Raw genomic sequence first — 21639 nt, forward strand, 5'->3', positions numbered from 1 at the left:
GCAGTGACCACCGAAGAGTTCGGACTGCCCCGCTCGCGGGAGGCGAACGAGCGGCTGCACGCCCTGGTCCCCGGCGGCGCGCACACCTACGCCAAGGGCGACGACCAGTACCCCGAGCACCTGGCCCCGGTCATCAGCCACGGCCGCGGCGCCCACGTGTGGGACGTCGACGGCAACCGCTACGTCGAGTACGGCTCCGGCCTGCGCTCGGTCAGCCTCGGCCACGCCCACCCGCGCGTGACCGAGGCGGTGCGGCGGGAACTGGACCGCGGCGGCAACTTCGTCCGGCCGTCCGTCGTGGAGCTCGAGGCCGCGGAGCGCTTCCTGGCCACGGTGCCGACCGCCGAGATGGTGAAGTTCGCGAAGAACGGCTCCGACGTCACCACCGCCGCAGTGCGCCTGGCCCGCGCCGTCACCGGACGCCCGCGGGTGGCCGTCTGCGGCGACCACCCGTTCTTCTCCGTCGACGACTGGTTCATCGGCACCACGCCGATGTCGGCCGGCATCCCGGCGGCGGTCACCGACCTCACCGTGGCGTTCCCCTACGGGGACCTGGCCGCCACGGAGGACCTGCTCACCCGGTACCAGGACGAGGTCGCCTGTCTGATCCTGGAACCCGCCGGCCACACCGAGCCGCCGCCCGGCTACCTCGCCGGCCTGCGCGAACTGGCCGACCGGCACGGCTGCGTCCTGGTCTTCGACGAGATGATCACCGGCCTGCGCTGGTCCGAGGCGGGCGCCCAGGGCCTGTACGGCGTCGTCCCCGACCTCTCCACGTTCGGCAAGGCGCTGGGCAACGGGTTCGCCGTCTCCGCGCTGGCCGGGCGCCGCGAGCTGATGGAGCGGGGCGGCCTGCGCCACTCCGGTGAGCGGGTGTTCCTGCTGTCCACCACGCACGGTGCGGAAACGCACGCGCTGGCCGCCGCGATGGCCGTGCAGGCCACCTACGTCGAGGAGGGCGTCACCGCGCGGCTGCACGCCCTCGGCGAGAGGCTGGCCGCCGGTGTCCGGGAGGCCGCGGCCGGCATGGGCGTCGGCGACCACGTCGTCGTCCGGGGCCGGGCCAGCAACCTGGTCTTCGCCACCCTCGACGGGAACGGGCGGCCGTCGCAGGAGTACCGCACCCTGTTCCTGCGCCGGCTCCTCGCGGGCGGGGTGCTGGCCCCGTCGTTCGTGGTCAGCAGCGCGCTCGACGACGCCGACATCGATCACACCGTCGACGTGGTGGCCCAGGCGTGCGCGGTGTACCGGAAGGCGCTGGACGCCGGCGACCCCACACCCTGGCTGGGCGGGCGCCCGGTGAAGCCGGTCTTCCGCAGCCTGGCGTGACGTGCCGTCAGCGGCGCTCCCGGCGGCCGGCGCCGGCCGTCCGGTCGACCAGCCAGGCGGTCGCCGGCACCACCGCCAGCGCGGTGCACCAGCCGCCGAGGACGTCGGTCGGGTAGTGCGCGCCCAGGGCGACCTGCGCCCAGCCCATGGCGGCGCCGGCGACCAGCGCCGCGGCGAGCACCAGTGACGTGCCGGCCGTCCCGCCGAGGCCGAGCCGGCCGGTCACGAGCAGGGCCACCACCAGGGCGAACGCGGTGAGGAAGGCGGTGTGCCCGCTCGGGTAGGACAGGTTGGCGTCGCCGTGGATGGTGCGTCCCACCAGCGGCTTGAGCAGCGTCGTCGCCCCCACGGCCAGACCGGGGCCGGCCACGACCAGCACCGCCGCGCGAGGCCACCGGGCCGGCAGACAGCCCGTCACGGCGGCCACGACCAGCACCGCCGCCCCCACGGGCTCCCCCAGGAAGTCCGTGGCCAGGGCGGCGTTCCGCACCGACGGCCCCACGCCCTCCACCGCCGCCCCGATCCGCGCGTCCAGCGCGCCGGGCCGACCGCCGTCGGCGTACAGCGCCCCGAGCACGACGACCACCAGCGCGCCGAGGAGAGCGATCGGCCCGAGCCGCGCGCGCAGCGACGGCGGCAGCACCGCGCGCGCCGGCCGGTCGGTCGCGCGCCCGTCGCGGGTGAGCCGGGTCAGGTCTTCCACCATGGGTCCATCATCGCCGCCGCGCCCGGCGGCTGCCCCGCCCCGCGGACAACTCGCCCGCCGCGCCGACCGGGCGGGTCCGGTCCGGCGGCCTCGGGGCCGCCGGGCGGTGCGGCCGTGATCCGAGCGATCGACGCGGGGAGGAACGTCACTCCTTCGTGCGGACCGGCGGACGCCGCCGTCCGCGCCGTCGCCCGCCGGCCCGGTACCGTGCCGCGGCGACGCGCGCCGCACGAGCGGCCTTTCGCGTGCGAGCGGCCCCATCGGGGGATATGTTCCGGTTTGCCGGGACATGGTTGCGGCACTCGGTCACCGTGAGCGCCCCCTCCGAGGTGACCATCGCTGTGCGATGCGCCGGCCGGGCGCACCGGTGTCCAGCCCGGCCTCCGGGCGGAACAGAAGGCGATCGATGACGACGATCGGTGTGGAAGAGGAGTACCTGCTGCTCGACCCGGTCACGGGTCTGCCGGTCCCGCTGGCGGACAAGGTGCGGGCCGCGGCCGGCCTGGGACATCTCGTGGCCGACCAGGAGGTGCAGTGTGAGCTGCTGCAGGCGCAGGTGGAGGTGGCCACCCCGGTGTGCGGCACGCTGGAGGAAGCGGGGGGACACCTGCTGCGGCTGCGGCACGCCGTCGGAGCGGCCGCCGAGGCGCACGGCTGCCGGATCGCGGCCTGCGCGACACCCCCACTGCGCCACAGCCGCCCCGTGGCCGTCACCGACCGGGCACGCTACCGGGCCATGCTCACCCAGGCGCCCCAGCTGGTGGCGGAGCAGCTGGTCAACGGCATGCACGTCCATGTCGCCGTGCCCGGTCGGGAGACGGGTGTGCAGGTCCTGAACCGGATCCGGGTGTGGCTGCCGACGCTCACGGCCATGTCCGCGAACTCCCCGCTGTGGGACGGCCACGACACCGGCTTCGCCAGCTGGCGCACCGTGGTCTTCAGCCGCTGGCCGGTCAGTGGCGTGCCCCCGTACTTCTCCGACGTCGCCGACTACGACCGGCGCGTGCGGCAACTGCTGGAGAGCGGTCTGATCTCGGACACCGGTCAGTTGTACTGGCAGGCCCGCCTCTCGGCGCGGTACCCCACCGTCGAGGTCCGGTGCCCGGACATCCAGCTGCGCGCGGACGACGCCGTGATGCTCACCGGGCTCGTCCGGGCGCTGGTGGACACCGTCCGGGAGGAGGCGACCGCCGGTGCTCCCGTACTCGACTGCCCCCCGGAACTGCTGCAGGCGAGCATGTGGCACGCCGCCCGCCACGGTCTGAGCGGCACCCTGGTCGACCCCGGGGGCCGACCGCGCCGGGCCGGCGACGTGCTCTACGAGCTCTTGCGGTACGTCGCTCCCGCACTCGACGCGTCCGGCGACAGCCGGCAGGTGACGGCCTTGGTCCACCGGCTCCTGCGGGCCGGGACCGGCGCGGACCGGCAGCGTGCCGTCCTCGCCGAAGGCGGCCTGCCCGCGGTCACCGACCTGATCATCGCCCAGAGCACCACGCCCTGAGACGCCGCCCGCTCCGGTCCGGCCATCGGGCCGTCCACCGCGGGGCGGGCGGACCGGAGGGCTGCTGCTCGAGGGGCCGGCGTGTTCGACGAGACGGCGCCGATGCGTGGGGGAAGGGGGCCCGCCGCTCAGGCGCGCAGCCGGCCGGGCAGGTCTTCCAGCAGATAGGCCAGTGTCTCGGCCCCTTGCAGCAGCGCCTGCACCTCCACCTTCTCGTCGGAGTCGCGCCAGTGGTCCTCGGGCAGGCCGGCGCCGTAGAACAGCACCGGCTCCCCGGTCGGCCGATCCGGTGGGGCGGGGGTCAGCCGTGCCGTGTGTACGGTGCCGTGGCCCCCGCTCGGGCCCTGCCCGACTCGGCCGCGCGGGTGGCCGCGCTGGCGGCCAGGGCCAGCAGAGCGGCTATCGCCCCGGTGATGACGTTGTTGACGACGGTCTTCGTCGTGCTGACGTCACCCGCCACCACCCACGGTGCGACGATCGTCCAGAGGCCCAGGGCACACGCGCCCCACGCCATACTGTGGGTGCGTTCGTAGGCCCTGCCGAACCCGCCGCTCATGAGCAGTGCGTAAGCGAGACCGACGAGAAGGTTGTTGACGGCGAGCGTCGACAGGCCGTTGAAGCCCGTGATCCACGGGGAAGCCGCCAGGTAGATGCCGGTGAGGAAGGCCAGCGTCCCCACGGCCTGCCCCTGGGGCGTGCTGGTCGCGCGCTCGGCCATCTCATGGCGCTCACGCATGTCGATGATGTCCGGGTGCATCTCCATGGATGACCGGGAAGCGGAAGTGGACATGGCTTTTGCCTCTTGTCTCTTTGCGCGCAGTAGCGAGTTGTTCACTTCTCACCGTCGGCCCATGGACTTCATGGACCCTGCCTGGACCGAGTGGCTGCTTATGGGGCATTTACACACGTTTCTGAGGAGTGTCTGAACGGAATGGACGGCGCGCCGCACCCGTCCTCCCGCTCAGGCCCCGCGTTCCGCCGGTGCCGGACGGGCGGCGCAACCGGTCGGGACCGTTCGGCCCTCCACCGCCTCACCGGACGGAGGCATGATGGAGGTGGAGAAGTGCCGCCCCCGGGAGTCCGTCGGGCCCGCGGTCGGCGGCGGGCCGAAGCAGGTGAGCGGCGATGATGTTCTGGTACGGCCACGGCATGAGCGGGTGGGGCTGGTTCGGGATGTCGGTCGGCATGGTCCTGTTCTGGGGGCTGGTCATCACAGCTCTCGTGCTGGTCTTCCGTGCCGGCAACCAACCCCACGAACACCTCCACCAACACCCCCACACCCCGACCGCCCCCACGCCGAAACAGATCCTCGACGAGCGGTTCGCCCGCGGGGAGATCGACGAGGACGAGTACCGGCGTCGCCTGAACGCCCTGCACCCCGGCGGCCCGCTCCCGAGAACCTGAACGACGGCCGCACCCGACCGCCCTCGCCGGTTCACCGCGCGTCCCCCGCCCTCGGGAGGGCGCCACCGGCCGCCCCGTGAGGGAGAAGCAACTGTGGACGACCACCGCGCGGGACACCGAAGCCATGAGGGCCGCACCGGCCCCTCCGAGGCCCGGCACCCCCGGACCCCCAAGGAACGCAGTACCGCGGTGCTGGACGTACGGGGCCTGAACTGGGCCTCCCAGCAGAGCACCGTCACCGCCGTCCTGGGTCGGCGGCCCGGCGTGCTCGATGTCGAGGCCAACCCGGTGGCGCAGACGGCGACGGTGGTCTTCGACCCGGGGCGCACGTCCCTGGCGGAGCTGCGCGACTGGGTGCGGGAGTGCGGCCTGCACTGCGTGGGCCGGTCCGTACCGGCCCACGTCTGCGATCCCATGACCGAGCCCGATCCACCGGCCCCCGGCGCCGTGCCACCGGTGGCGCACACGGGCCGCGCGGCCGTACGGCCGCGGTCCACGGCCGCACCCGCGGACCGCGTCGCCCAGGAACACGAGGAACACAAGCCCGCGGAAGCGGCGCCCTCACCCCACGAGGTGATGGGCCACGGCGGGCACGGAGCCCTGTCGATGGCGGCCATGGTGGCCGACATGCGCAACCGCTTCCTGGTCGCGGCGCTCTTCTCGATCCCCATCGTGATCTGGTCACCGATCGGCGAGGACGTCTTCCACCTGGACGCGCCCGTCCCGTTCGGGCTGCGGGAGGACGTGTGGGCGCTGCTGCTGAGCCTTCCGGTGATCCTCTACTCGTGCGCGATCTTCTTCGACGGCGCGCTGCGCGCCCTGCGGGCCCGCACCCTGGACATGATGGTGCTGGTCGCGGTCGCCGTGGGATCCGGCTGGCTGTACTCCCTGATCGTCACGCTCACCGGCGGCGGCGACGTCTTCTACGAGGCGGCCACCGTGCTGGCCTCCTTCGTCCTGCTCGGCCACTGGTTCGAGATGCGCGCCCGCGGCGGCGCCAACGACGCCGTCCGCGCCCTCCTCGACCTGGCCCCGCCCAAGGCGCTCGTGCTGCGCGACGGCCGGCCGGTCGAGGTGCCCACCGCCGAGGTGACCGTCGGCGACCTGCTGCTGGTCCGCCCCGGCGCCAAGATCGCCGTCGACGGCGTGGTCGAGGAGGGCGGCAGCGAGGTCGACGAGTCGATGGTCACCGGCGAGAGCCTGCCCGTGCACAAGGAACCGGGTTCGCAGGTCGTGGGTGCCACCGTCAACGCCAACGGCACCCTGCGCGTACGGGCGACGAAGGTGGGCACGGACACCGCCCTGGCCCAGATCGTCGAGCTGGTCCAGCAGGCCCAGAACTCCAAGGCCCCGGGACAGCGCCTCGCCGACCGGGCGGCGTTCTGGCTGGTCTTCGTCGCCCTCATCGGCGGGGCCGCGACCCTGGCCGTCTGGCTGCTGGCCACCGACCGCTCCCTGGGCACCGCCATGCTGTTCGCCATCACCGTCGTGGTCATCACCTGCCCGGACGCGCTCGGACTGGCCACCCCCACGGCGATCATGGTCGGCACCGGCCTGGGCGCCAAGCGCGGCGTGCTGTTCAAGAACGCCATGGGGCTGGAGACCTCCGCCCGCGTCCGGACCGTCGTCCTGGACAAGACCGGCACCCTCACCAAGGGCGAGCCGGAGGTCACCGACGTGGTCACCGCTCCCGGTGTCCACGAGGGCGAGCTGCTGCGGCTGGTCGCGGCGGTGGAGCGGGAGTCCGAGCATCCCCTCGCCGAAGCCGTCGTACGCCGTGCGGAGGCGACGCGGCGCGGGACGGAACACGCGGAGGGCTTCGAGAACGTCCCCGGTCACGGGGCCACCGCCACCGTGTCCGGCCACCGGGTCGTGGTCGGCAACCGCCGCCTGGCCGAACGCGAGGACGTCGACCTGACGGAACTCGCGGCGAGGCGGGACGAGCTGGCCGCCACCGGTCGTACGGTCGTGATCGCCGCCGTCGACGGGCGGGCGGCCGGCCTGATCGGCATCGCCGACGCGCCCCGGGAGACCTCCGCCGCCGCCGTGGCCGAGCTGCACGCCCTCGGGGTCGAGGTGGTCATGCTCACCGGCGACAACCGGGCCACCGCCGAGCGGATCGCCCGGCGGCTGGGCATCGACACCGTGATCGCCGAAGTGCTGCCCGGCGACAAGGCCGCCGAGGTCGCCGCTCTCCAGTCCACCGGCCGCACCGTCGCCATGGTCGGCGACGGCGTCAACGACGCCCCCGCCCTGGCCCGGGCCGACCTCGGCATCGCCATCGGCGCGGGCACCGACGTCGCCATCGAGACGGCCGACCTCGTCCTGATGCGCTCCGACCCGCTGGACGTGCCCGCCGCCCTGCGCATCGGCCGCGGCACCCTGCGCAAGATGCGCCAGAACCTGGGCTGGGCCATCGGCTACAACACCCTCGCCCTGCCCATCGCCGCCGGCGTCTTCGAACCGGCCTTCGGCCTGGTCCTCCGGCCCGAGATCGCGGCCCTGTCCATGTCGGGCTCCAGCGTCGTCGTCGCCGTCAACGCACTGGCCCTCAAAGGCCTGCGGCTGCCGGGAGCGGACTCCCGCGCCGTTCCCGCCCCGCCGGCGCCGGCCGCCGACGACGATCCCCTCCGCCGGGCCGCCTGACCCGTGCGGCGACGTCCGCCGCGCGGAACCCGGACGGACGGCGTCACGGCGACCGTGGAACGGCCACCGGGCCGCCACGGCATGATCGTCCCTGTTTCGGTAATGTCGAGGGCGGAGGGCCGCGGCGGCCCTCGACGGATGTCCTGGGAGTGACCGTGAGCCGGTACGTACGAACAGGGGGTGCCCTCGGGCCCCTGCTGCTCGTGGTCGTGCTCGCGTTCGGCGTGTTCGTCATGCACACCGTCGGGCATCCCACCCCGTCGCATGCCGTCGAGACGGGTCCGGTCTCCCACATGTCGGCGCCGACGGCCCATTCGGCCTCGGCGACGCACCGGGACGCGGCGGATCCGGCCCCGGCGGAATCGAAGCACGCGGCCGCCCCCGAGCGGGCGCCGTCCACCGGCATGCCCGTCACGGCGATGGACATGCTGTCCCTCTGCCTGGCCGTCCTGCTCGCCGCGTGGGTGCTCACCGCGCTCGTCCGGTCGGCGCTCGCCCGTCACCCCGACTGGCTGGCGCACCTCCGTGCCCAGGTCGCCGCGGTGTTCCACCCCAATCCTCCGCCACGCGGCCCCGATCTCACCCGGTTGTCGGTCCTCCGGCTGTAGGCCGAGACACCCTCGCGGGCGCGCGCAGCGCGCGGTCCCGCTGTCTCGCACGCCCTGAAACCGCTGGAAGAACCGAACCACACCCGAGGTGACATCGATCATGACTGCCTTCACGCGTGCCCTGCGCCGCACATCCACCCGCCGCATCGCGGCCGCGAGCGTCGTCGCGACGGGAGCCCTGCTGCTGACCGCCTGCGGCGGCGGTGACGACACGCACGGCATGGACCACGGCGGCGGCTCGTCGTCGGCCGCGGCGACCACCGAGGCCGGGGCCCGGGCCGGGGACTTCAACGACGCGGACGTCACGTTCGCGCAGATGATGATCCCCCACCACGAGCAGGCCCTGGAGATGGCCGGGCTCGCCGAGGGCCGCGCCTCCGACGCGGAGGTCAAGGACCTCGCCGGAAAGATCGAGCAGGCGCAGGACCCCGAGATCAGGACGATGAAGGGCTGGCTGCGGTCCTGGAACCAGCCGACCGCGATGGAGTCCATGCCCGGCATGGACCACGGAAGCATGGACGGCATGATGTCCGACGCGGACATGAAGGAACTCAAGGCCATGAAGGGCACGGAGTTCGACAGGATGTTCGCGGAGATGATGATCGACCACCACGACGGCGCGATCGCCATGGCCGAGGACGAGCGGGAGAACGGCGAGAACGCCGACGCCAGGAAGACGGCCGGCGACATCGTCGAGGGCCAGTCCGCCGAGGTCGAGCAGCTCCGGAGCATCCTCGACCGGCTCTGAGCCGGCGCCGGGCCGTACCGTCCGGGCTCCACGGCATGCTCGCCGAGGAGCCCGGACGGTACGCGGCCGGGGGATCCCTCAGGGTCCCCGTGTTCCTCTCCCGACGGTGGAGGGGAGGTCGAGCGGTGGCCCGCGTCACGCGGCCGCAGCCTCCGCCGTCTCGCGGGCGGAGGCTGCGGCCGCCCTGCGCAACGACAGGGCGAAGGCGCAGCTGGTGACGGTGAGGACGACGATCGGCGGAGGGGGCAGCAGCAGGACGGACACCGTCAGGGCGGCCAGGGAGACCGCGAGGGCGATCCATCCGAAGGCGGTGCGCCGCCGGACGAGCGCGGGGGCGTGCCGGACGGCGGCGAGGAGCAGCAGGCCGCAGGTGATGCCGAAGAACGCCATGGCGATGCTCATGCCGTGGAAGACGTCGAGGACCGTGCGTTCCAGACCCAGCAGGGCGAACGTGGATTCCCGCATGGCCGTGTCGACGTCACGCCGCTCCGGTGTCCGGGCGGCCGACGCCTCGACGGCGGAGAGGGCGAGGTGGCCGATGCCCAGGAGGACGAAGCCGTGGGCGCCGACCGTGAAGGGCCGCACGGGGTCCGCACGGAGGAGGGAGCGGGAGGTGGCCGCGGTGTTCATGGTTGCTCCTCGACGTCGACGGGGGTGTGCGCGGGGGCGGGGCCGGCAGGGGGCTGCCAGCCGAGGACCGGGTCCAGGGCCCTCACCGCGACCGCCTGCGGCGTGGCCCGTACGGCGAGGTTCCGGACGGACACGGCGAGGGGGTGGGAGAGCCGGGCGAGTTCACCGATGCGCCGGGAGCGGCGGCCGATACGGGTGGTCCGCCGGTGCCGTGCCTTCGTGTAGGCGGCGAGCGCGGCCGGTACGTCGCCGTCGCGTGCGAGGAGGTGGGCCACGACGACCGCGTCCTCGATGGCCTGGCAGCCGCCCTGGCCCAGGTTGGGCGTCATCGCGTGGGCGGCGTCACCGAGCAGGGCCACCCGGCCGGCGTGGAACCGGGGCAGGGGCGGGGCCAGTTCGTGGATGTCGTGGTGGAGTATGCCGACCGGGTCGGGGTTCCGCCGGCCCAGCCGGTCCAGCAGCGCGGGTATCGGGTCGTGCCACGCGCCGAAGCGCCGGGTCAGTTCCGCGTGGTGGTCGGCCGGCCGCGCGGCGGGGCCGGTGACGGCGGTGGCGTAGACGTAGATCCTGCCGTCGGCGAGGGGAACGACGCCGAACCGCTCGCCCGGGCCCCAGGTCTCGGCCGCCCGCTGGGGAGGCAGACCGGCGCCGGGCACCACCGCCCGCCATGCGGCCTCACCGGCGTGCCGCAGCCCGGGGTGCCGGGGGAAGAGCTGTCCGCGGAGCACGCTGCGCATACCGTCGGCCGCCACCACGACGTCGGCGCGCAGGTCGCCCGCCGTCGTACGCACGACCACCGCGCCCCCGGCGTCGTCCACGCCGGTCACCGATACGCCGAGGCGCACGACGCCCGGCGGCAGGGCGGCGGCGAGGGCGTCGATCAGGAAGCCGCGGTGCACGGCACGGGCGGAGAGCCCGTAGCGGGCGGACGGAGCACCGTCGTCGGATCGGCTCAGCCACGCTCCGCCGGGTGTACGCAGTCCGACCGGGCCGGGCAGGGCGTCACCCGCCCACGTCCCGGGGCCCAGGCCGATCGCCTCCAGGGCGCGCAGCGCGTTGGGGGCGAGCACGATGCCGGCGCCGGCGCCCGTGAGGGCGGAAGCCCGTTCGCACACCGTCACACGCCATCCGCGGCGGCTCAGGGCCACCGCCGCGGTCAGTCCCCCGACACCGCCTCCGGCCACGACGGCATGACGCACACCCATGTCGGACGCCTCCCCACTCACCGGCACATCGCCTCTACAGGTGTAGAGGCCCATGCTCCGCACTCTACACCTGTAGAGTGCGGGTGTGTCCCTCCCCGATCGCCGAGACCTGATCGCCGACGCCGCCATCGACACCGTGGCCACCGCCGGGCTGCGCGGCCTGACCCATCGCGCGGTCGACGCCGCCGCGGGGCTGCCGGCCGGCAGCACGTCGTACTACTTCCGCACGCGCAGCGCTCTGATCAGCGCCTGTTACCTGCGCCTGGCCGAACTGTCGGTCGCCGACGTGGACCGGTGGGAAGCGGAGCACGGGCGCCCCGACCCGGACTCCGCCGCGGAGGCGCTGGCCGCACTGCTGCACCACTGGCTGACGGTGGAGCGGAACCGCCAGCTCGCCCGCTTCGAACTCAGCCTGGAGGCGACCCGCCGCCCGGAACTGCGTGCCGACCTGCGGACCGCCGGCCTCGCCGCACGGTCCAGGGCGGCCACCCTGCTGGCGGCGCTCGGCGCTCCCCGTCCGGCGCCGGCGGCGGAGCTGCTCGTCGCCTGGACCGACGGCCTGCTGTACGACCGGCTCGCCGGCGCGACGGCCGCGACCCGTCCGGCGCCCGACGTGACCGAGCTGACCCCAGTCGTCCGGCGGATGCTCGCCGCCGCGCTCTCCGCCTGACGGCCGCCCGCCCTCTGCACGTCGGCGTCCTGCCGCTCCGCCGGCAGTTCGTGCACGACGCTCATCGCGGACCAGCACCGGATCACCCGCGCTCCGGGGACGGCCCCGGTGCCCCGCCGGCGCTCGTCGTGGAGCTGCTGCAGCAGGCCGAGGATCCCGGGAGAGTGCTGGAGGAGATACGGCAACCCGTCGATCACCGGCGGCGGAGTCCGTGAGCGCGCGGTGACGTCGAGGGCGTGGGACAGGACCTCACGCCCGTCGGTCAACTGCGGCTGCCGGGCCGCAGACCCGCGTGGGCCGCGATGGCGTCGCCGAACCGCCGGATCACCGGCAGCCGCCCTCCTCCCGCACCGCGGTGACATGCAGACCCCGGCACGGTCCCCGGACGCATCGCCGGATCCGGATCCGTGACGAACTCGGTGGGCAGACCCCACGCACGCTCACGGTCGACCACGCCCTCGGATCCGGCAGGCGCAGGACGGCGTCGACGTCCATCTCGGTGAAGGTGCCGCCCCGGTACTCGAGCTCCTTGCGGGGCACCTGCTCCAGTCCGTTCAGCATCACCTCGGTGCGCGACCGGCCGTGGTGCTCCACGAAGGCGACCACGCAGTCGGTGCCCCGCTCGATGCGACGGTGCGCCTCCGACAGCATCGCGTACGTCTTGCCGACACCGGGAGCCGCGCCGAGGTAGATCCGAAGCCTGCCACGTGCCATGTCGTTCCCCGGTCAGCCTTCGGAGCGGTAGCCCATGCCGGGCTCGGTGATCGGACAGCGGGGGCGGGAGGGGTCCCTCTCCAGTTTGCGGCGCGGCTGGGCCGTGTAGACACGCAGGTAGTTGGTCCCACCGCTCCGGGAAACGCCCCAGACCTCCTGGAGAAGGTGCTCCTGCGTGATCAGCCGGCCGGGATTGGTCACCAGGATCTCCAGCAGGTGCCACTCGGTCGGGGTGAGCCGCACGTCCCGCCCGTCCCGGACGACCTTCTTGCACACGAGGTCGATGGTGAAGTCGTCCGTCTCGACCAGAGTCGCCGCCGCACCCACCGAGGTGTCCTCGGTACGGCGTACCGCGGCCCGCAGCCGGGCCAGTAGCTCGTTCATGCTGAACGGCTTGGTGATGTAGTCGTCGGCGCCGGCGTCGAGGGCTGCGGCCTTCTCGTCGGACGCCTGGCGGGCGGACAGGACCAGGATCGGCACACGGCTCCAGCCCCGCAGGCCCTTGATGATGTCGACGCCGTCCATGTCGGGCAGACCGAGGTCGAGCAGGACGACGTCCGGCTGACGCGCGCCGGCGAGCCGCAGGGCCGTGGCACCGTCGGGGGCTGCGTTCACGCCGTAGTGACGTGCCTGCACATTGATCACGAGGGCCCGCACGAGCTGCGGATCGTCCTCCACCACAAGCACACGGGTCATGGGTGCGTGCCTCTCCTGTCCCACGTACGCCGAGGCGTGCGCGCCGGCTGGGACGCCGGCTGCACAGCCGTGGGAGCCGGCGGGTCCGGGAGTTCTCCGGGGCCGTCGACCCCCTTGGGGATCGCGTAGGGCCATCAGCTCTTGGCCACGAGTTCCTTGAGGGCGATGTTGAGCTCGAGGACGTTCACCCGGGGCTCGCCCATGAAGCCGAGCGTGCGGCCCTCGATGTGCTCGTCGACCAGCTTCTGCACCCGTCCTGCGGACAGGCCGTTCTTCTCGGCGACGCGATGGACCTGGATGTCCGCGTACTGCGGGGAGATGTTCGGGTCCAGTCCGGATCCGGAGGAGGTGACCGCGTCGGCAGGAACGTCGGACGGCTCGACCTTGTAAGTGCCCGTCGAGTTGTCCTCGACGACGGCTGCCTTGGCGTCCTTCACCCACTGGATGAGCTCTTCGTCGTCCCCTGACCGGTTGGTCGCGCCGGACAGGATGAGCTTGTACCGGGTGTTGACGCTGTTGGTGCCGAGGCCGTTCTGCGGGCGGCCCTGAAACCACTTCGGGTCCGGTGCCGGGGTCTCCTCTCCCTTCTTCAGGGGCAGGTTGTACGCCTGCCCGATGAGGGACGAACCGACGACCCCGCCGTCCGCCTCGGCCTCGGAGCCGTTCGCCTTGTCAGGGAACAGCCCCTGCGCGATGCCGGTGACGACCAGCGGGTAGAGGACGCCGGTCACCAGGGTCAGCACGAGGAGGGCACGCAGGCCCGCTCCGAGCAGCCGGGCGGTGTTGGTTACGGAGTTGTTCATGGCCTTCAGCCGATTCCGGGGACGAGGGAGATGAGCAGGTCGATGAGCTTGATGCCGATGAACGGCGCGACCAGGCCGCCGAGGCCGTAGATCGTCAGGTTGCGCCGCAGCAGCTTGTCCGCGCTGACCGGCCGGTACTGCACGCCTCTCAGGGACAGCGGCACCAGCGCGATGATGACGAGTGCGTTGAAGACGACGGCGGACAGGATCGCGGAGTCCGGGGAGGACAGGCCCATGATGTTGAGCTTGTCCAGGCCCGGGTAGACGGCCGCGAACAGCGCCGGGATGATCGCGAAGTACTTCGCGACGTCGTTGGCGATGGAGAACGTCGTCAGCGCGCCACGCGTGATCAGCAGCTGCTTGCCGATCTCCACGATCTCGATGAGCTTGGTGGGGTTGGAGTCGAGGTCGACCATGTTGCCGGCCTCCTTGGCGGCCGACGTACCGGTGTTCATCGCCACGCCGACGTCCGCCTGGGCGAGCGCGGGCGCGTCGTTGGTGCCGTCACCGGTCATGGCGACCAGTTTGCCGCCGGCCTGCTCCCGCTTGATGAGGGCCATCTTGTCCTCGGGGGTGGCCTCGGCGAGGAAGTCGTCGACGCCGGCCTCCTCGGCGATCGCCTTCGCGGTCAGGGGGTTGTCGCCGGTGATCATGACGGTCTTGATGCCCATGCGGCGCAGTTCCTCGAACCGCTCCCGCATGCCGTGCTTGACGACGTCCTTGAGGTGGACGGCGCCCAGCACACGGGCCCTGCGTGCGTCCTCGACAGCGACGAGCAGGGGCGTACCGCCGGCCTCGGCGATGCGGTCGGCGATCAGGTACGCGTCATCGGCGACGGTGCCGCCCCGCTCCCGGACCCACGCTGTGACCGAACCGGCGGCGCCCTTGCGGATCCTGCGGCCGTCGATGTCGACGCCGGACATCCTGGTCTGCGCGGTGAAGGCGATCCACTCGGCACCCACCAGCTCGCCCTGGTGGCGCTCACGCAGCCCGTACTTCTCCTTCGCCAGTACGACGACGGAACGACCCTCGGGCGTCTCGTCGGCCAGCGACGACAGCTGCGCCGCGTCGGCGACCTGTGCCTCGGTCGTGCCGCGCACCGGCACGAACTCGGCGGCCTGCCGGTTGCCCAGGGTGATGGTGCCGGTCTTGTCCAGCAGCAGGGTGGAGACGTCACCGGCGGCCTCGACCGCACGGCCCGACATGGCGAGCACGTTGCGCTGCACCAGCCGGTCCATGCCGGCGATGCCGATCGCGGAGAGCAGGGCCCCGATGGTGGTCGGGATCAGGCAGACGAGCAGAGCGACGAGCACCACCATCGTCAGATGGGTGCCCGCGTAGTCCGCCAAGGGGGGAAGCGTGGCGCAGGCCAGCAGGAAGACGATGGTGAGCGAGGCCAGGAGGATGTTGAGCGCGATCTCGTTCGGCGTCCTCTGCCGGGCCGCGCCCTCGACCAGGTTGATCATCCGATCGATGAAGGTCTCGCCGGGCTTCGTCGTGATCTTGACGACGATCCGGTCGGAGAGGACCTTCGTGCCACCGGTGACCGCCGAGCGGTCGCCGCCGGACTCGCGGATCACGGGGGCCGACTCGCCGGTGATCGCCGACTCGTCGACGGAGGCCACACCCTCGATGACGTCTCCGTCACCGGGGATGATGTCGCCGGTCTCGCAGACGACCAGGTCGTCGATCTTCAGCTCGGTGCCGGGCACGCGCTCCTCGCGGTCGCCCACGAGGCGGCGCGCCACCGTGTCGGTCTTGGCCTTGCGCAGGGTGTCGGCCTGGGCTTTGCCCCGGCCTTCGGCAACGGCCTCCGCCAGGTTGGCGAAGACCACCGTCAGCCACAGCCAGGCGCTGATGGTCCAGCCGAACCAGTCACCCGGGTCCGTGCAGGACAAGACCGTGGTCAGCACGGAGCCGATCCACACCACGAACATCACGGGGGATTTGATCATCACCCGCGGATCGAGTTTGCGGAAGGCGTCCGGCAGCGACTTGACCAGTTGCCCGGGGTCGAAGAGGCCGGCGCCGACACGGCCCTCGGCGGGCTTGTGCGCGGTGGGTACGTCGGTGTGCGGAGCACGGGTGGGAGTAAGTGTGGACATGGAGTCCTCTGACTTCTCTGTACGAGTGGTCATCACGCCAGCCCCTCGGCGAGCGGCCCCAGTGCGAGGGCGGGGAAGTACGTCAGACCGGTGATGATGATGATGGTGCCGACCAGCAGCCCGGTGTACAGCGGCTTGTCCGTACGCAGGGTGCCCGCCGTGGCCGGGACCGGCTTCTGCTCGGCGAGCGAGCCGGCCAGCGCCAGCACGAACATCATCGGCAGAAAGCGGCCGAGCAGCATCGCCAGGCCGATGGTGGTGTTGAACCACTGCGTGTCCGCGTTCAGGCCGGCGAACGCCGAGCCGTTGTTGTTGGCTCCGGAGGTGTAGGCGTACAGGATCTCGGAGAACCCGTGTGCCCCGCTGTTGGTCATCGAGTTCGCCGGGGTGGGCAGGGCCATCGCGAGGGCGGTGAAGGCGAGCACGAGCGCCGGGGTGATCAGGATGTAGCAGGCCACGAGCTTGATCTCGCGGGAGCCGATCTTCTTGCCCAGGTACTCGGGCGTGCGGCCCACCATCAGACCGGCGATGAACACCGCGATGATCGCCATGATCAGCATGCCGTAGAGGCCGGAGCCCACGCCACCGGGCGCGATCTCGCCCAGCATCATGCCGAGCATGGTGATGCCGCCGCCCAGGCCGGTGAAGGAGGAGTGGAAGGAGTCCACCGCACCGGTCGAGGTGAGCGTGGTCGACACCGCGAAGATCGAGGAGCCGCCGACTCCGAAGCGGACCTCCTTGCCCTCCATCGCACCGCCCGCGGCCTGGAAGGCCGGGCCGTGAGGGGCGAACTCGGTCCACATCATGAGCGCGACGAAGCCGAGCCAGATGGTGGCCATGGTGGCGAGGATCGCGTAGCCCTGCTTGACCGAGCCGACCATCAGGCCGAAGGTACGGGTGATCGAGAACGGGATCAGCAGGATCAGGAAGATCTCGAAGAGGTTGGAGAACGGGGTGGGGTTCTCGAAGGGGTGGGAGCTGTTGGCGTTGAAGTAGCCGCCGCCGTTGGTGCCCAGCTCCTTGATGGCCTCCTGCGAGGCGACCGCACCGCCGTTCCACTCCTGCGTGCCGCCCATGAACTGGCCGACCTCGTGAATGCCCGAGAAGTTCTGGATCACGCCGCACGCGACGAGCACGACCGCGCCCACGGCGGCGATCGGGACCAGGACGCGGACGACGCCGCGCACCAAGTCCGACCAGAAGTTGCCCAGCTCACCGGTGCGCGAGCGGGCGAACCCGCGCACGAGCGCCACGGCGACGGCCATGCCGACGGCGGCGGAGACGAAGTTCTGCACCGCCAGGCCGGCGGTCTGCACGACGTGGCCCATGGCCTGCTCGCCGTAGTACGACTGCCAGTTCGTGTTGGTCACGAAGGAGACGGCCGTGTTGAATGCCTGATCCGGGTCGATCGACGCAAAACCCAGCGAGCCGGGCAGGACCCCTTGGAGCCGCTGGAGGGCGTAGAGGAAGAGCACGCCGACCACGGAGAAGGCGAGGACGCCGCGCAGGTACGCGGACCAGCGCATCTCGGTGCCGGGGTCGGCGCCGATGCCCTTGTAGATCCACTTCTCGACGCGCAGGTGCTTGTCGGAGGAGTAGACCCTGGCCATGTAGGTGCCGAGGGGTTTGCAGGCGAGTGCCAGTGCCGCCGTCAGGGCGAGCACCTGGAGGACGCCGGCGAGTACGGGACCCATCTCCTGTCTCAGAACCTCTCCGGGAAGAGCAGGGCGAGGACGAGGTAGCCCAGCAGGGAGACGGCCACGACGAGGCCGACGATGTTCTCGGCAATCACAGCTTCGTCACCCCCCTGGCGACGAAGGCCACCAGCGCGAAGACCGCGATCGTGGTGACGACGAAGGCCAGATCGGCCATCGTGAACTCCTGGAGTGAGGTTCTGTTGGAACGGACGATTAGAGGAAAGCGCCTCCGTGGCCGGAACGGGCCGGTCGTTGACGTCTCTCTGACGGTGGCGTCGGCGGTTTTGACGGTTCCCTTACGACATCGGCCGAACGGGTGACCGGGGCGCCTGCGACCGCCGGTGGTCCGCTCACAGCAGCCGGAAGCGGAGCCGGCGGATCACCGCGTTTGTCTCCCGCCGTACGGCATGGGCGGCGACCGCGCCCCGCTGGTTCTGCAGCAGCCGCTGCCACAGCCGCTCCGGCTCGGTCTCCGGGATCAGCACGGTGACCCGCACGCCGGGCTCGGTGGCGGCCGCCTCACGGACGTACGCGGCGACGGGACGGCCCAGCGAGTGGCGCTCGCAGTTCAACCGGACCAGCGGCACCTGCGGGTCCCACTCAGCGGGTCCGCCGGGTCGGCGCGGCTGTCGAAGGTAGAAGGCGTTGAACGGCCCAGGCGGGGGCGGAAGAGTGGTGAGGAACGCGGCGATCTCGGGGTGCGGCGGCATGGTCCTCACCGCCACGGGCTCGAGGATCGCCACGCACTCCATGTGATGCGTCATCGAAAAGGTGTTGGCCTGCGCCCGCCGAGAGAAAGAGCAGACACGACATCGCCGCCCTCGCCGCAGCGCTCGTCCTCGGAGCCCGGCTCGTGGTGAAGCAGTGGCTCTATGTGCACGACGCCACCGGCCGGCTCGCCTTCGCGAAGACAGCCGTGGGCACCCCCTCACCGCGGTGGCCGCGCTGGTCGCCGCCTGGGCCTCCCGCACAACGTCGAAGCGCCTGGTGCCCAGCCGGCAGGCCGAGACGTCGCAGCCTACGCGGCGCGGTGGCCCTTCGTCCTGCGCGTGGCGAGCTGACCGTCGGCAGCTGACCGAGCCGGCGCCCACGGACCGGATGACCGTGGGCGCCGCCGGCCCGTTCGCCTCCTGCCAGACCCCGGAGCCCTCGTGCCCGTCTCACCGGGCGACGGGCGAAGTCGCCGGAGCGTCCGTCGGGACGTGGGCCGCGCGAGCGCTTTCGCAGGCGACGGAGACAGTCGCCCGGTCACTGGTCGCCCTTCCGGCGTATGCCGAAGAGCTCGGTCACAAGCCGGCGGGCGTACGCGGCGTCGAGCCCGTCCGGGCGGAAGAGGATGCGATACATCATGGGGGCGACGATGCGGTCCATGGCCGTCTCGACGTCGGGAGTGTTCTCCTCGCGGTCGGTCGCTCGGGCGAGAATGACGTTGATCTGTTCAGCCGCGTAGGCCGAGCACTGGCCGGCGTTGCTGCCGTCCGGGTCGCCGAGCAGGGCGTCGCGGATATAGGCGCGGCCCGAGGCGGACGTCATTTCGTCGAGGAACTGTTCGGCCCATGCCGTGAGGTCGGACCGCAGGTCGCCGTGGTCCTCCGGTTCGGTGTCGGGTCGCAGCCGCTCCACCGCGACGTCCGACAGCAGTTCCTGCAGGTTGCCCCAGCGTCGGTAGATGGTCGACGGGGTGACTCCGGCGCGCTGGGCGACCAGTGGGACGGTCAGTGCCTCGCGGCCCCTTTCCTCCATGAGTTCCCGTACAGCGGTGTGCACCGACGCCTGGACCCGCGCGCTGCGCCCGCCGGGGCGGACCCTTTGCTTGCTGCTCATCACACCAGCTTAAAGCGCAGTCCTTGCGTTTAACGGACCCCGATACCCGGGCTCACCAAAGCCACGTATTCGCTTCAGTGAGCTATGCCGCAAAGCTGCCGGTGCCGCCGATGTTCCCGTGGTCGTCGCCCCGTCGGTGTGGTGCGGCCTGGCCGAGCACCACATGCCCTTCGGTGGCACCGTGACCCTGCCGCTGCCGACCCTCCACGCACTCCTGCGGGATGTGTGCCGCTCGATCCTGCGCTCCGGATTCCGGCACATCCTGATCGGCAACGGGCATGGCGGCGACGTCACCGCGCTCAACGCGCTGGTGAACGAGCTGACGGTCGAGCTGGACGCACCGATCACGGTCACCAGCCACTTCACGGCCGGGCGTGAGGTGATCGCCGACACGCTGGAGACCCAGCAGTACCTCATGCATGCCTGCGAGGGCGAGACCTCCATGGCGCTGGCCGCCTTCCCCGGCCATGGACGCACGGAGCGTGTCGCCCAGGTGGTGGGCCCGGAATCTTCCTGCAGGCCGAGGGTCCCTCGGCCGTCCATCGTTCCGTCGCTTCCGCATCATCACGCTCCGGCACCGCGGCTGACGCCCGCACCGCCTCCGCGGCACAGGGCGAGCGCCTGCTCGACGGCTGTGCCGGAGCCCTCGCCGATCTCATCGACGCGGGCGTCTGGCCCTGATCCCCACAGAGCCGAGCGGTGTGTGGGCCGGGCCGGCCCACACACCGCTCTCAGGTGAGGGGTGCGAGCGATCGGGCGGACTGCGACCGCTCGTATGCGTGGCCCACCAGCAGCAGCGTCCGCTCGGCGAAGGGCCGCCCGAGCAACTGCATGCCGATGGGCATGCCTGCCGTGTCGTGGCCGACCGGGACGGAGAGTGCGGGCACTCCTGTGATGTTGGCCGGGGAGGAGAGGCGCACGTATGCGTCGGAGACGCTCTCGACCGTGCCGTCGGGCCAGGTGACGGCCTCCTGGCCCGACGGGACCGCGGCCATCGGGACCGCAGGGGCGGCGATCACGTCGACTCCTGCCAGGATGCGGGCCCATTCGTCGCGCATCAGCGTCCGGGCGCGTTGCGCCCGCAGGTAGTCGCCCGCGCCCATCAGCTCGCCGGCCTCCAGGAGGATCCGGACGTCCGCTTGGTACAGCTCGGGGACGGTACGCAGGGTGCTTTCGTGGTAGGCGGTGGCTTCCGCCACCATCAGGCCCCACTGGATGGCCTGGATGTAGCGGGTCATCGGTATGTCGATCTCGATGAGCCGGGCGCCGAGCGCCTCCAGCTGCGCGATGGCGCGGCGGACGGCGGCCGCGACTTCCGCGTCGACGTGTTCGAAGTAGTAGTTGCGAGGCACGCCGACGCGCACTCCCGTCAGGTCCGGATCGAGGCGCGGCCGGTAGTCGGCGCTGGGGACGGCCACCGAGGCGGGGTCGCGGGGGTCGTGCCCTGCGATGGCGGCCAGGACCAGGGCCGTGTCGTCGACGGTGCGGGTGATCGGGCCGACGTGGTCGAGCGACCAGGACAGCGACGTGACGCCATGACGGGGCACGAGTCCATACGTCGGCTTGAGTCCGACCACCCCGTTCAGGGTGGCGGGCACCCGGATCGATCCGCCGGTGTCGGTGCCGAGGGCGAATGTCGCCGCACCGGAGGCCACGGCGACGGCGGAGCCGCCGCTGGAGCCACCGGCGACCCTGCCGCGATCCCAGGCGTTGTTGGTCTGTGGGGTGGTCAGCCCGTAGGCGAACTCGTGGGTGTGCGTCTTGCCGATCAGAATCGCGCCGGCCGCCCGAAGACTCGCGGCGACCGTGCTGTCGGAGGCCGCGCGATGACCGGCCCGGGTCCTGGAGCTTGCCGTGGTGGACACGCCGACGACATCGATCAAGTCCTTGAGCCCTACCGGGATCCCGTGCAGAGGGCCCCGGTAGGAGCCCTGGGCGGCTTCGCGCTCGGCCTCGCGGGCGGTCACGCGGGCCTGATCAGCGGAGACCGCGACGTAGGCCGCAACCTGCGGCTCCACCTGCTCGATGCGGTCGAGGACCGAGTCGACCAGCTCGACGGGGGACAGCCGTCGCTCCCGGATCTCCTGCGCGGCGGCGGCGAGGGACAACTCATACGGCTGCATCGTGCTTCTCCTTCTCCGCACGGAAGGCACCGGCGGGCGGGGTGTCACCGAAGTTCAGCGCGCGCAGGACCGCGACGACGGAGTGGATGTGGTTGGCGGTGGCCGCGACCGCGGAGTGGCGGTCATCGGGCAGCGGAAGCCCGGCACGGGCGGCCCAGCGGGCGGCCTCGGGCGGTGTGAGTTCGGCGGAGGACATGGATTCTCCCCTGGTCGGGCCTGGAGCGACGAGG

Annotated in this window: 21 protein-coding genes and 3 pseudogenes; 8 read left to right on the forward strand and 16 right to left on the reverse strand. The window is 72.1% G+C overall.

All coding sequences use genetic code 11. The features are described 5' to 3' along the window. Positions 1-3 precede the first annotated feature (3 nt). On the forward strand, positions 4-1329 hold the full coding sequence (locus ACFY3N_RS23335) for a glutamate-1-semialdehyde 2,1-aminomutase (protein ID WP_390818635.1): 1326 nt from the start codon (positions 4-6) through the stop codon (positions 1327-1329). 7 nt (positions 1330-1336) lie between these two features. Here the strand turns inward: ACFY3N_RS23335 and ACFY3N_RS23340 are convergent, their stop codons facing one another. Next, the gene (locus tag ACFY3N_RS23340; protein WP_390818636.1) at positions 1337-2035 is read right to left on the reverse strand and encodes a phosphatase PAP2 family protein; all 699 of its coding nucleotides are present in this window, start codon (positions 2033-2035) and stop codon (positions 1337-1339) included. A 406-nt stretch (positions 2036-2441) separates the two neighbouring features. Here ACFY3N_RS23340 and ACFY3N_RS23345 point away from each other — a divergent pair, with 406 nt between their 5' ends. Further along, complete coding sequence (locus ACFY3N_RS23345; protein ID WP_390818637.1) at positions 2442-3536, forward strand: glutamate--cysteine ligase; 1095 nt, start codon at positions 2442-2444, stop codon at positions 3534-3536. Positions 3537-3664: 128 nt separating this feature from the next. On the opposite strand, the gene ACFY3N_RS23350 is transcribed toward ACFY3N_RS23345, so the two are convergent. Beyond that, on the reverse strand, positions 3665-3802 hold the full coding sequence (locus ACFY3N_RS23350) for a hypothetical protein (protein WP_390818638.1): 138 nt from the start codon (positions 3800-3802) through the stop codon (positions 3665-3667). 35 nt (positions 3803-3837) lie between these two features. Further along, positions 3838-4299, reverse strand: a complete 462-nt coding sequence (locus tag ACFY3N_RS23355; RefSeq protein ID WP_390818639.1) for an SPW repeat protein — start codon at positions 4297-4299, stop codon at positions 3838-3840. A 362-nt stretch (positions 4300-4661) separates the two neighbouring features. Here ACFY3N_RS23355 and ACFY3N_RS23360 point away from each other — a divergent pair, with 362 nt between their 5' ends. From ACFY3N_RS23360 to ACFY3N_RS23375, 4 genes are all read left to right on the forward strand, one after another. Continuing rightward, complete coding sequence (locus ACFY3N_RS23360; RefSeq protein ID WP_390818640.1) at positions 4662-4940, forward strand: SHOCT domain-containing protein; 279 nt, start codon at positions 4662-4664, stop codon at positions 4938-4940. Positions 4941-5033: 93 nt separating this feature from the next. Next, positions 5034-7586: a heavy metal translocating P-type ATPase gene (locus ACFY3N_RS23365; RefSeq protein WP_390818641.1), complete on the forward strand. Its 2553-nt coding sequence runs from the start codon at positions 5034-5036 to the stop codon at positions 7584-7586. A gap of 155 nt (positions 7587-7741) precedes the next feature. Then, positions 7742-8194 carry a hypothetical protein gene (locus ACFY3N_RS23370; protein WP_390818642.1) on the forward strand — a complete coding sequence of 151 codons (453 nt, stop codon included), beginning with the start codon at positions 7742-7744 and terminating at the stop codon, positions 8192-8194. A gap of 100 nt (positions 8195-8294) precedes the next feature. Beyond that, positions 8295-8942, forward strand: coding sequence for a DUF305 domain-containing protein (locus ACFY3N_RS23375; RefSeq protein ID WP_390818643.1), 648 nt, complete (start codon positions 8295-8297; stop codon positions 8940-8942). 135 nt (positions 8943-9077) lie between these two features. Here the strand turns inward: ACFY3N_RS23375 and ACFY3N_RS23380 are convergent, their stop codons facing one another. After that, entirely contained in the window at positions 9078-9572 is a 495-nt protein-coding gene (locus tag ACFY3N_RS23380) for a hypothetical protein (protein WP_390818644.1), read from the reverse strand. After that, complete coding sequence (locus ACFY3N_RS23385) at positions 9569-10777, reverse strand: FAD-dependent monooxygenase (protein ID WP_390818645.1); 1209 nt, start codon at positions 10775-10777, stop codon at positions 9569-9571. Before ACFY3N_RS23385 ends, ACFY3N_RS23380 begins: the two co-directional genes overlap by 4 nt. Before the next feature lie 85 nt (positions 10778-10862). Between ACFY3N_RS23385 and ACFY3N_RS23390 the strand changes: the two genes are divergently transcribed. Further along, positions 10863-11447, forward strand: coding sequence for a TetR/AcrR family transcriptional regulator (locus tag ACFY3N_RS23390; protein ID WP_390818646.1), 585 nt, complete (start codon positions 10863-10865; stop codon positions 11445-11447). A 44-nt stretch (positions 11448-11491) separates the two neighbouring features. Here ACFY3N_RS23390 and ACFY3N_RS23395 read toward each other — a convergent pair. The 9 genes and pseudogenes from ACFY3N_RS23395 to ACFY3N_RS23435 form a co-directional block, all read right to left on the reverse strand. Further along, a pseudogene (locus ACFY3N_RS23395) lies at positions 11492-11901 on the reverse strand (ATP-binding protein); the annotation flags it as partial. 17 nt (positions 11902-11918) lie between these two features. Then, a pseudogene (locus ACFY3N_RS23400) lies at positions 11919-12161 on the reverse strand (sensor histidine kinase KdpD); the annotation flags it as partial. A gap of 12 nt (positions 12162-12173) precedes the next feature. Continuing rightward, positions 12174-12857: a response regulator gene (locus ACFY3N_RS23405; RefSeq protein WP_390818647.1), complete on the reverse strand. Its 684-nt coding sequence runs from the start codon at positions 12855-12857 to the stop codon at positions 12174-12176. A gap of 134 nt (positions 12858-12991) precedes the next feature. Then, complete coding sequence (locus ACFY3N_RS23410; RefSeq protein WP_390818648.1) at positions 12992-13660, reverse strand: potassium-transporting ATPase subunit C; 669 nt, start codon at positions 13658-13660, stop codon at positions 12992-12994. Between the two features lie 5 nt (positions 13661-13665). Beyond that, on the reverse strand, positions 13666-15765 hold the full coding sequence (kdpB, locus tag ACFY3N_RS23415; protein ID WP_390818649.1) for a potassium-transporting ATPase subunit KdpB: 2100 nt from the start codon (positions 15763-15765) through the stop codon (positions 13666-13668). 32 nt (positions 15766-15797) lie between these two features. Further along, a complete protein-coding gene (gene kdpA / locus ACFY3N_RS23420) occupies positions 15798-17459 on the reverse strand; it encodes a potassium-transporting ATPase subunit KdpA (RefSeq protein WP_390818650.1) in 1662 nt (553 codons plus the stop codon). Positions 17460-17467: 8 nt separating this feature from the next. Beyond that, positions 17468-17557: a K(+)-transporting ATPase subunit F gene (gene kdpF / locus ACFY3N_RS23425; protein WP_390818651.1), complete on the reverse strand. Its 90-nt coding sequence runs from the start codon at positions 17555-17557 to the stop codon at positions 17468-17470. Between the two features lie 255 nt (positions 17558-17812). After that, positions 17813-18067, reverse strand: a pseudogene (locus tag ACFY3N_RS23430) (amino acid permease); the annotation flags it as partial. Between the two features lie 643 nt (positions 18068-18710). Continuing rightward, positions 18711-19286 (reverse strand): TetR/AcrR family transcriptional regulator, encoded by a 576-nt coding sequence (locus tag ACFY3N_RS23435; protein ID WP_390818652.1) that lies wholly within the window; start codon positions 19284-19286, stop codon positions 18711-18713. Between the two features lie 67 nt (positions 19287-19353). Between ACFY3N_RS23435 and ACFY3N_RS23440 the strand changes: the two genes are divergently transcribed. After that, positions 19354-20025, forward strand: a complete 672-nt coding sequence (locus ACFY3N_RS23440; RefSeq protein ID WP_390818787.1) for a creatininase family protein — start codon at positions 19354-19356, stop codon at positions 20023-20025. Here ACFY3N_RS23440 and ACFY3N_RS23445 read toward each other — a convergent pair. Both ACFY3N_RS23445 and ACFY3N_RS23450 read right to left on the reverse strand, forming a co-directional pair. Beyond that, on the reverse strand, positions 20018-21409 hold the full coding sequence (locus ACFY3N_RS23445) for an amidase (protein ID WP_390818653.1): 1392 nt from the start codon (positions 21407-21409) through the stop codon (positions 20018-20020). The genes ACFY3N_RS23440 and ACFY3N_RS23445 overlap by 8 nt on opposite strands. Next, positions 21396-21605, reverse strand: coding sequence for a hypothetical protein (locus ACFY3N_RS23450; protein WP_390818654.1), 210 nt, complete (start codon positions 21603-21605; stop codon positions 21396-21398). Before ACFY3N_RS23450 ends, ACFY3N_RS23445 begins: the two co-directional genes overlap by 14 nt. Between the last annotated feature and the right edge of the window lie 34 nt (positions 21606-21639).

Origin of the sequence: Streptomyces sp. NPDC000348, from assembly GCF_042898795.1 — a bacterium.
Taxonomy (GTDB): Bacteria; Actinomycetota; Actinomycetes; order Streptomycetales; family Streptomycetaceae; genus Streptomyces.

Bases quoted from the DNA above. Each gene is read 5' to 3' on its own strand.
- ACFY3N_RS23435 (WP_390818652.1), bottom strand. From the start codon at position 19,286: ATGAGCAGCAAGCAAAGGGTCCGCCCCGGCGGGCGCAGCGCGCGGGTC.
- kdpA (WP_390818650.1), bottom strand. From the start codon at position 17,459: ATGGGTCCCGTACTCGCCGGCGTCCTCCAGGTGCTCGCCCTGACGGCG.
- ACFY3N_RS23340 (WP_390818636.1), bottom strand. From the start codon at position 2,035: ATGGTGGAAGACCTGACCCGGCTCACCCGCGACGGGCGCGCGACCGAC.
- ACFY3N_RS23445 (WP_390818653.1), bottom strand. From the start codon at position 21,409: ATGCAGCCGTATGAGTTGTCCCTCGCCGCCGCCGCGCAGGAGATCCGG.
- ACFY3N_RS23360 (WP_390818640.1), top strand. From the start codon at position 4,662: ATGATGTTCTGGTACGGCCACGGCATGAGCGGGTGGGGCTGGTTCGGG.
- ACFY3N_RS23385 (WP_390818645.1), bottom strand. From the start codon at position 10,777: ATGGGTGTGCGTCATGCCGTCGTGGCCGGAGGCGGTGTCGGGGGACTG.
- ACFY3N_RS23410 (WP_390818648.1), bottom strand. From the start codon at position 13,660: ATGAACAACTCCGTAACCAACACCGCCCGGCTGCTCGGAGCGGGCCTG.
- ACFY3N_RS23405 (WP_390818647.1), bottom strand. From the start codon at position 12,857: ATGACCCGTGTGCTTGTGGTGGAGGACGATCCGCAGCTCGTGCGGGCC.
- ACFY3N_RS23375 (WP_390818643.1), top strand. From the start codon at position 8,295: ATGACTGCCTTCACGCGTGCCCTGCGCCGCACATCCACCCGCCGCATC.
- kdpB (WP_390818649.1), bottom strand. From the start codon at position 15,765: ATGTCCACACTTACTCCCACCCGTGCTCCGCACACCGACGTACCCACC.
- ACFY3N_RS23380 (WP_390818644.1), bottom strand. From the start codon at position 9,572: ATGAACACCGCGGCCACCTCCCGCTCCCTCCTCCGTGCGGACCCCGTG.
- ACFY3N_RS23345 (WP_390818637.1), top strand. From the start codon at position 2,442: ATGACGACGATCGGTGTGGAAGAGGAGTACCTGCTGCTCGACCCGGTC.
- ACFY3N_RS23355 (WP_390818639.1), bottom strand. From the start codon at position 4,299: ATGGAGATGCACCCGGACATCATCGACATGCGTGAGCGCCATGAGATG.
- ACFY3N_RS23450 (WP_390818654.1), bottom strand. From the start codon at position 21,605: ATGTCCTCCGCCGAACTCACACCGCCCGAGGCCGCCCGCTGGGCCGCC.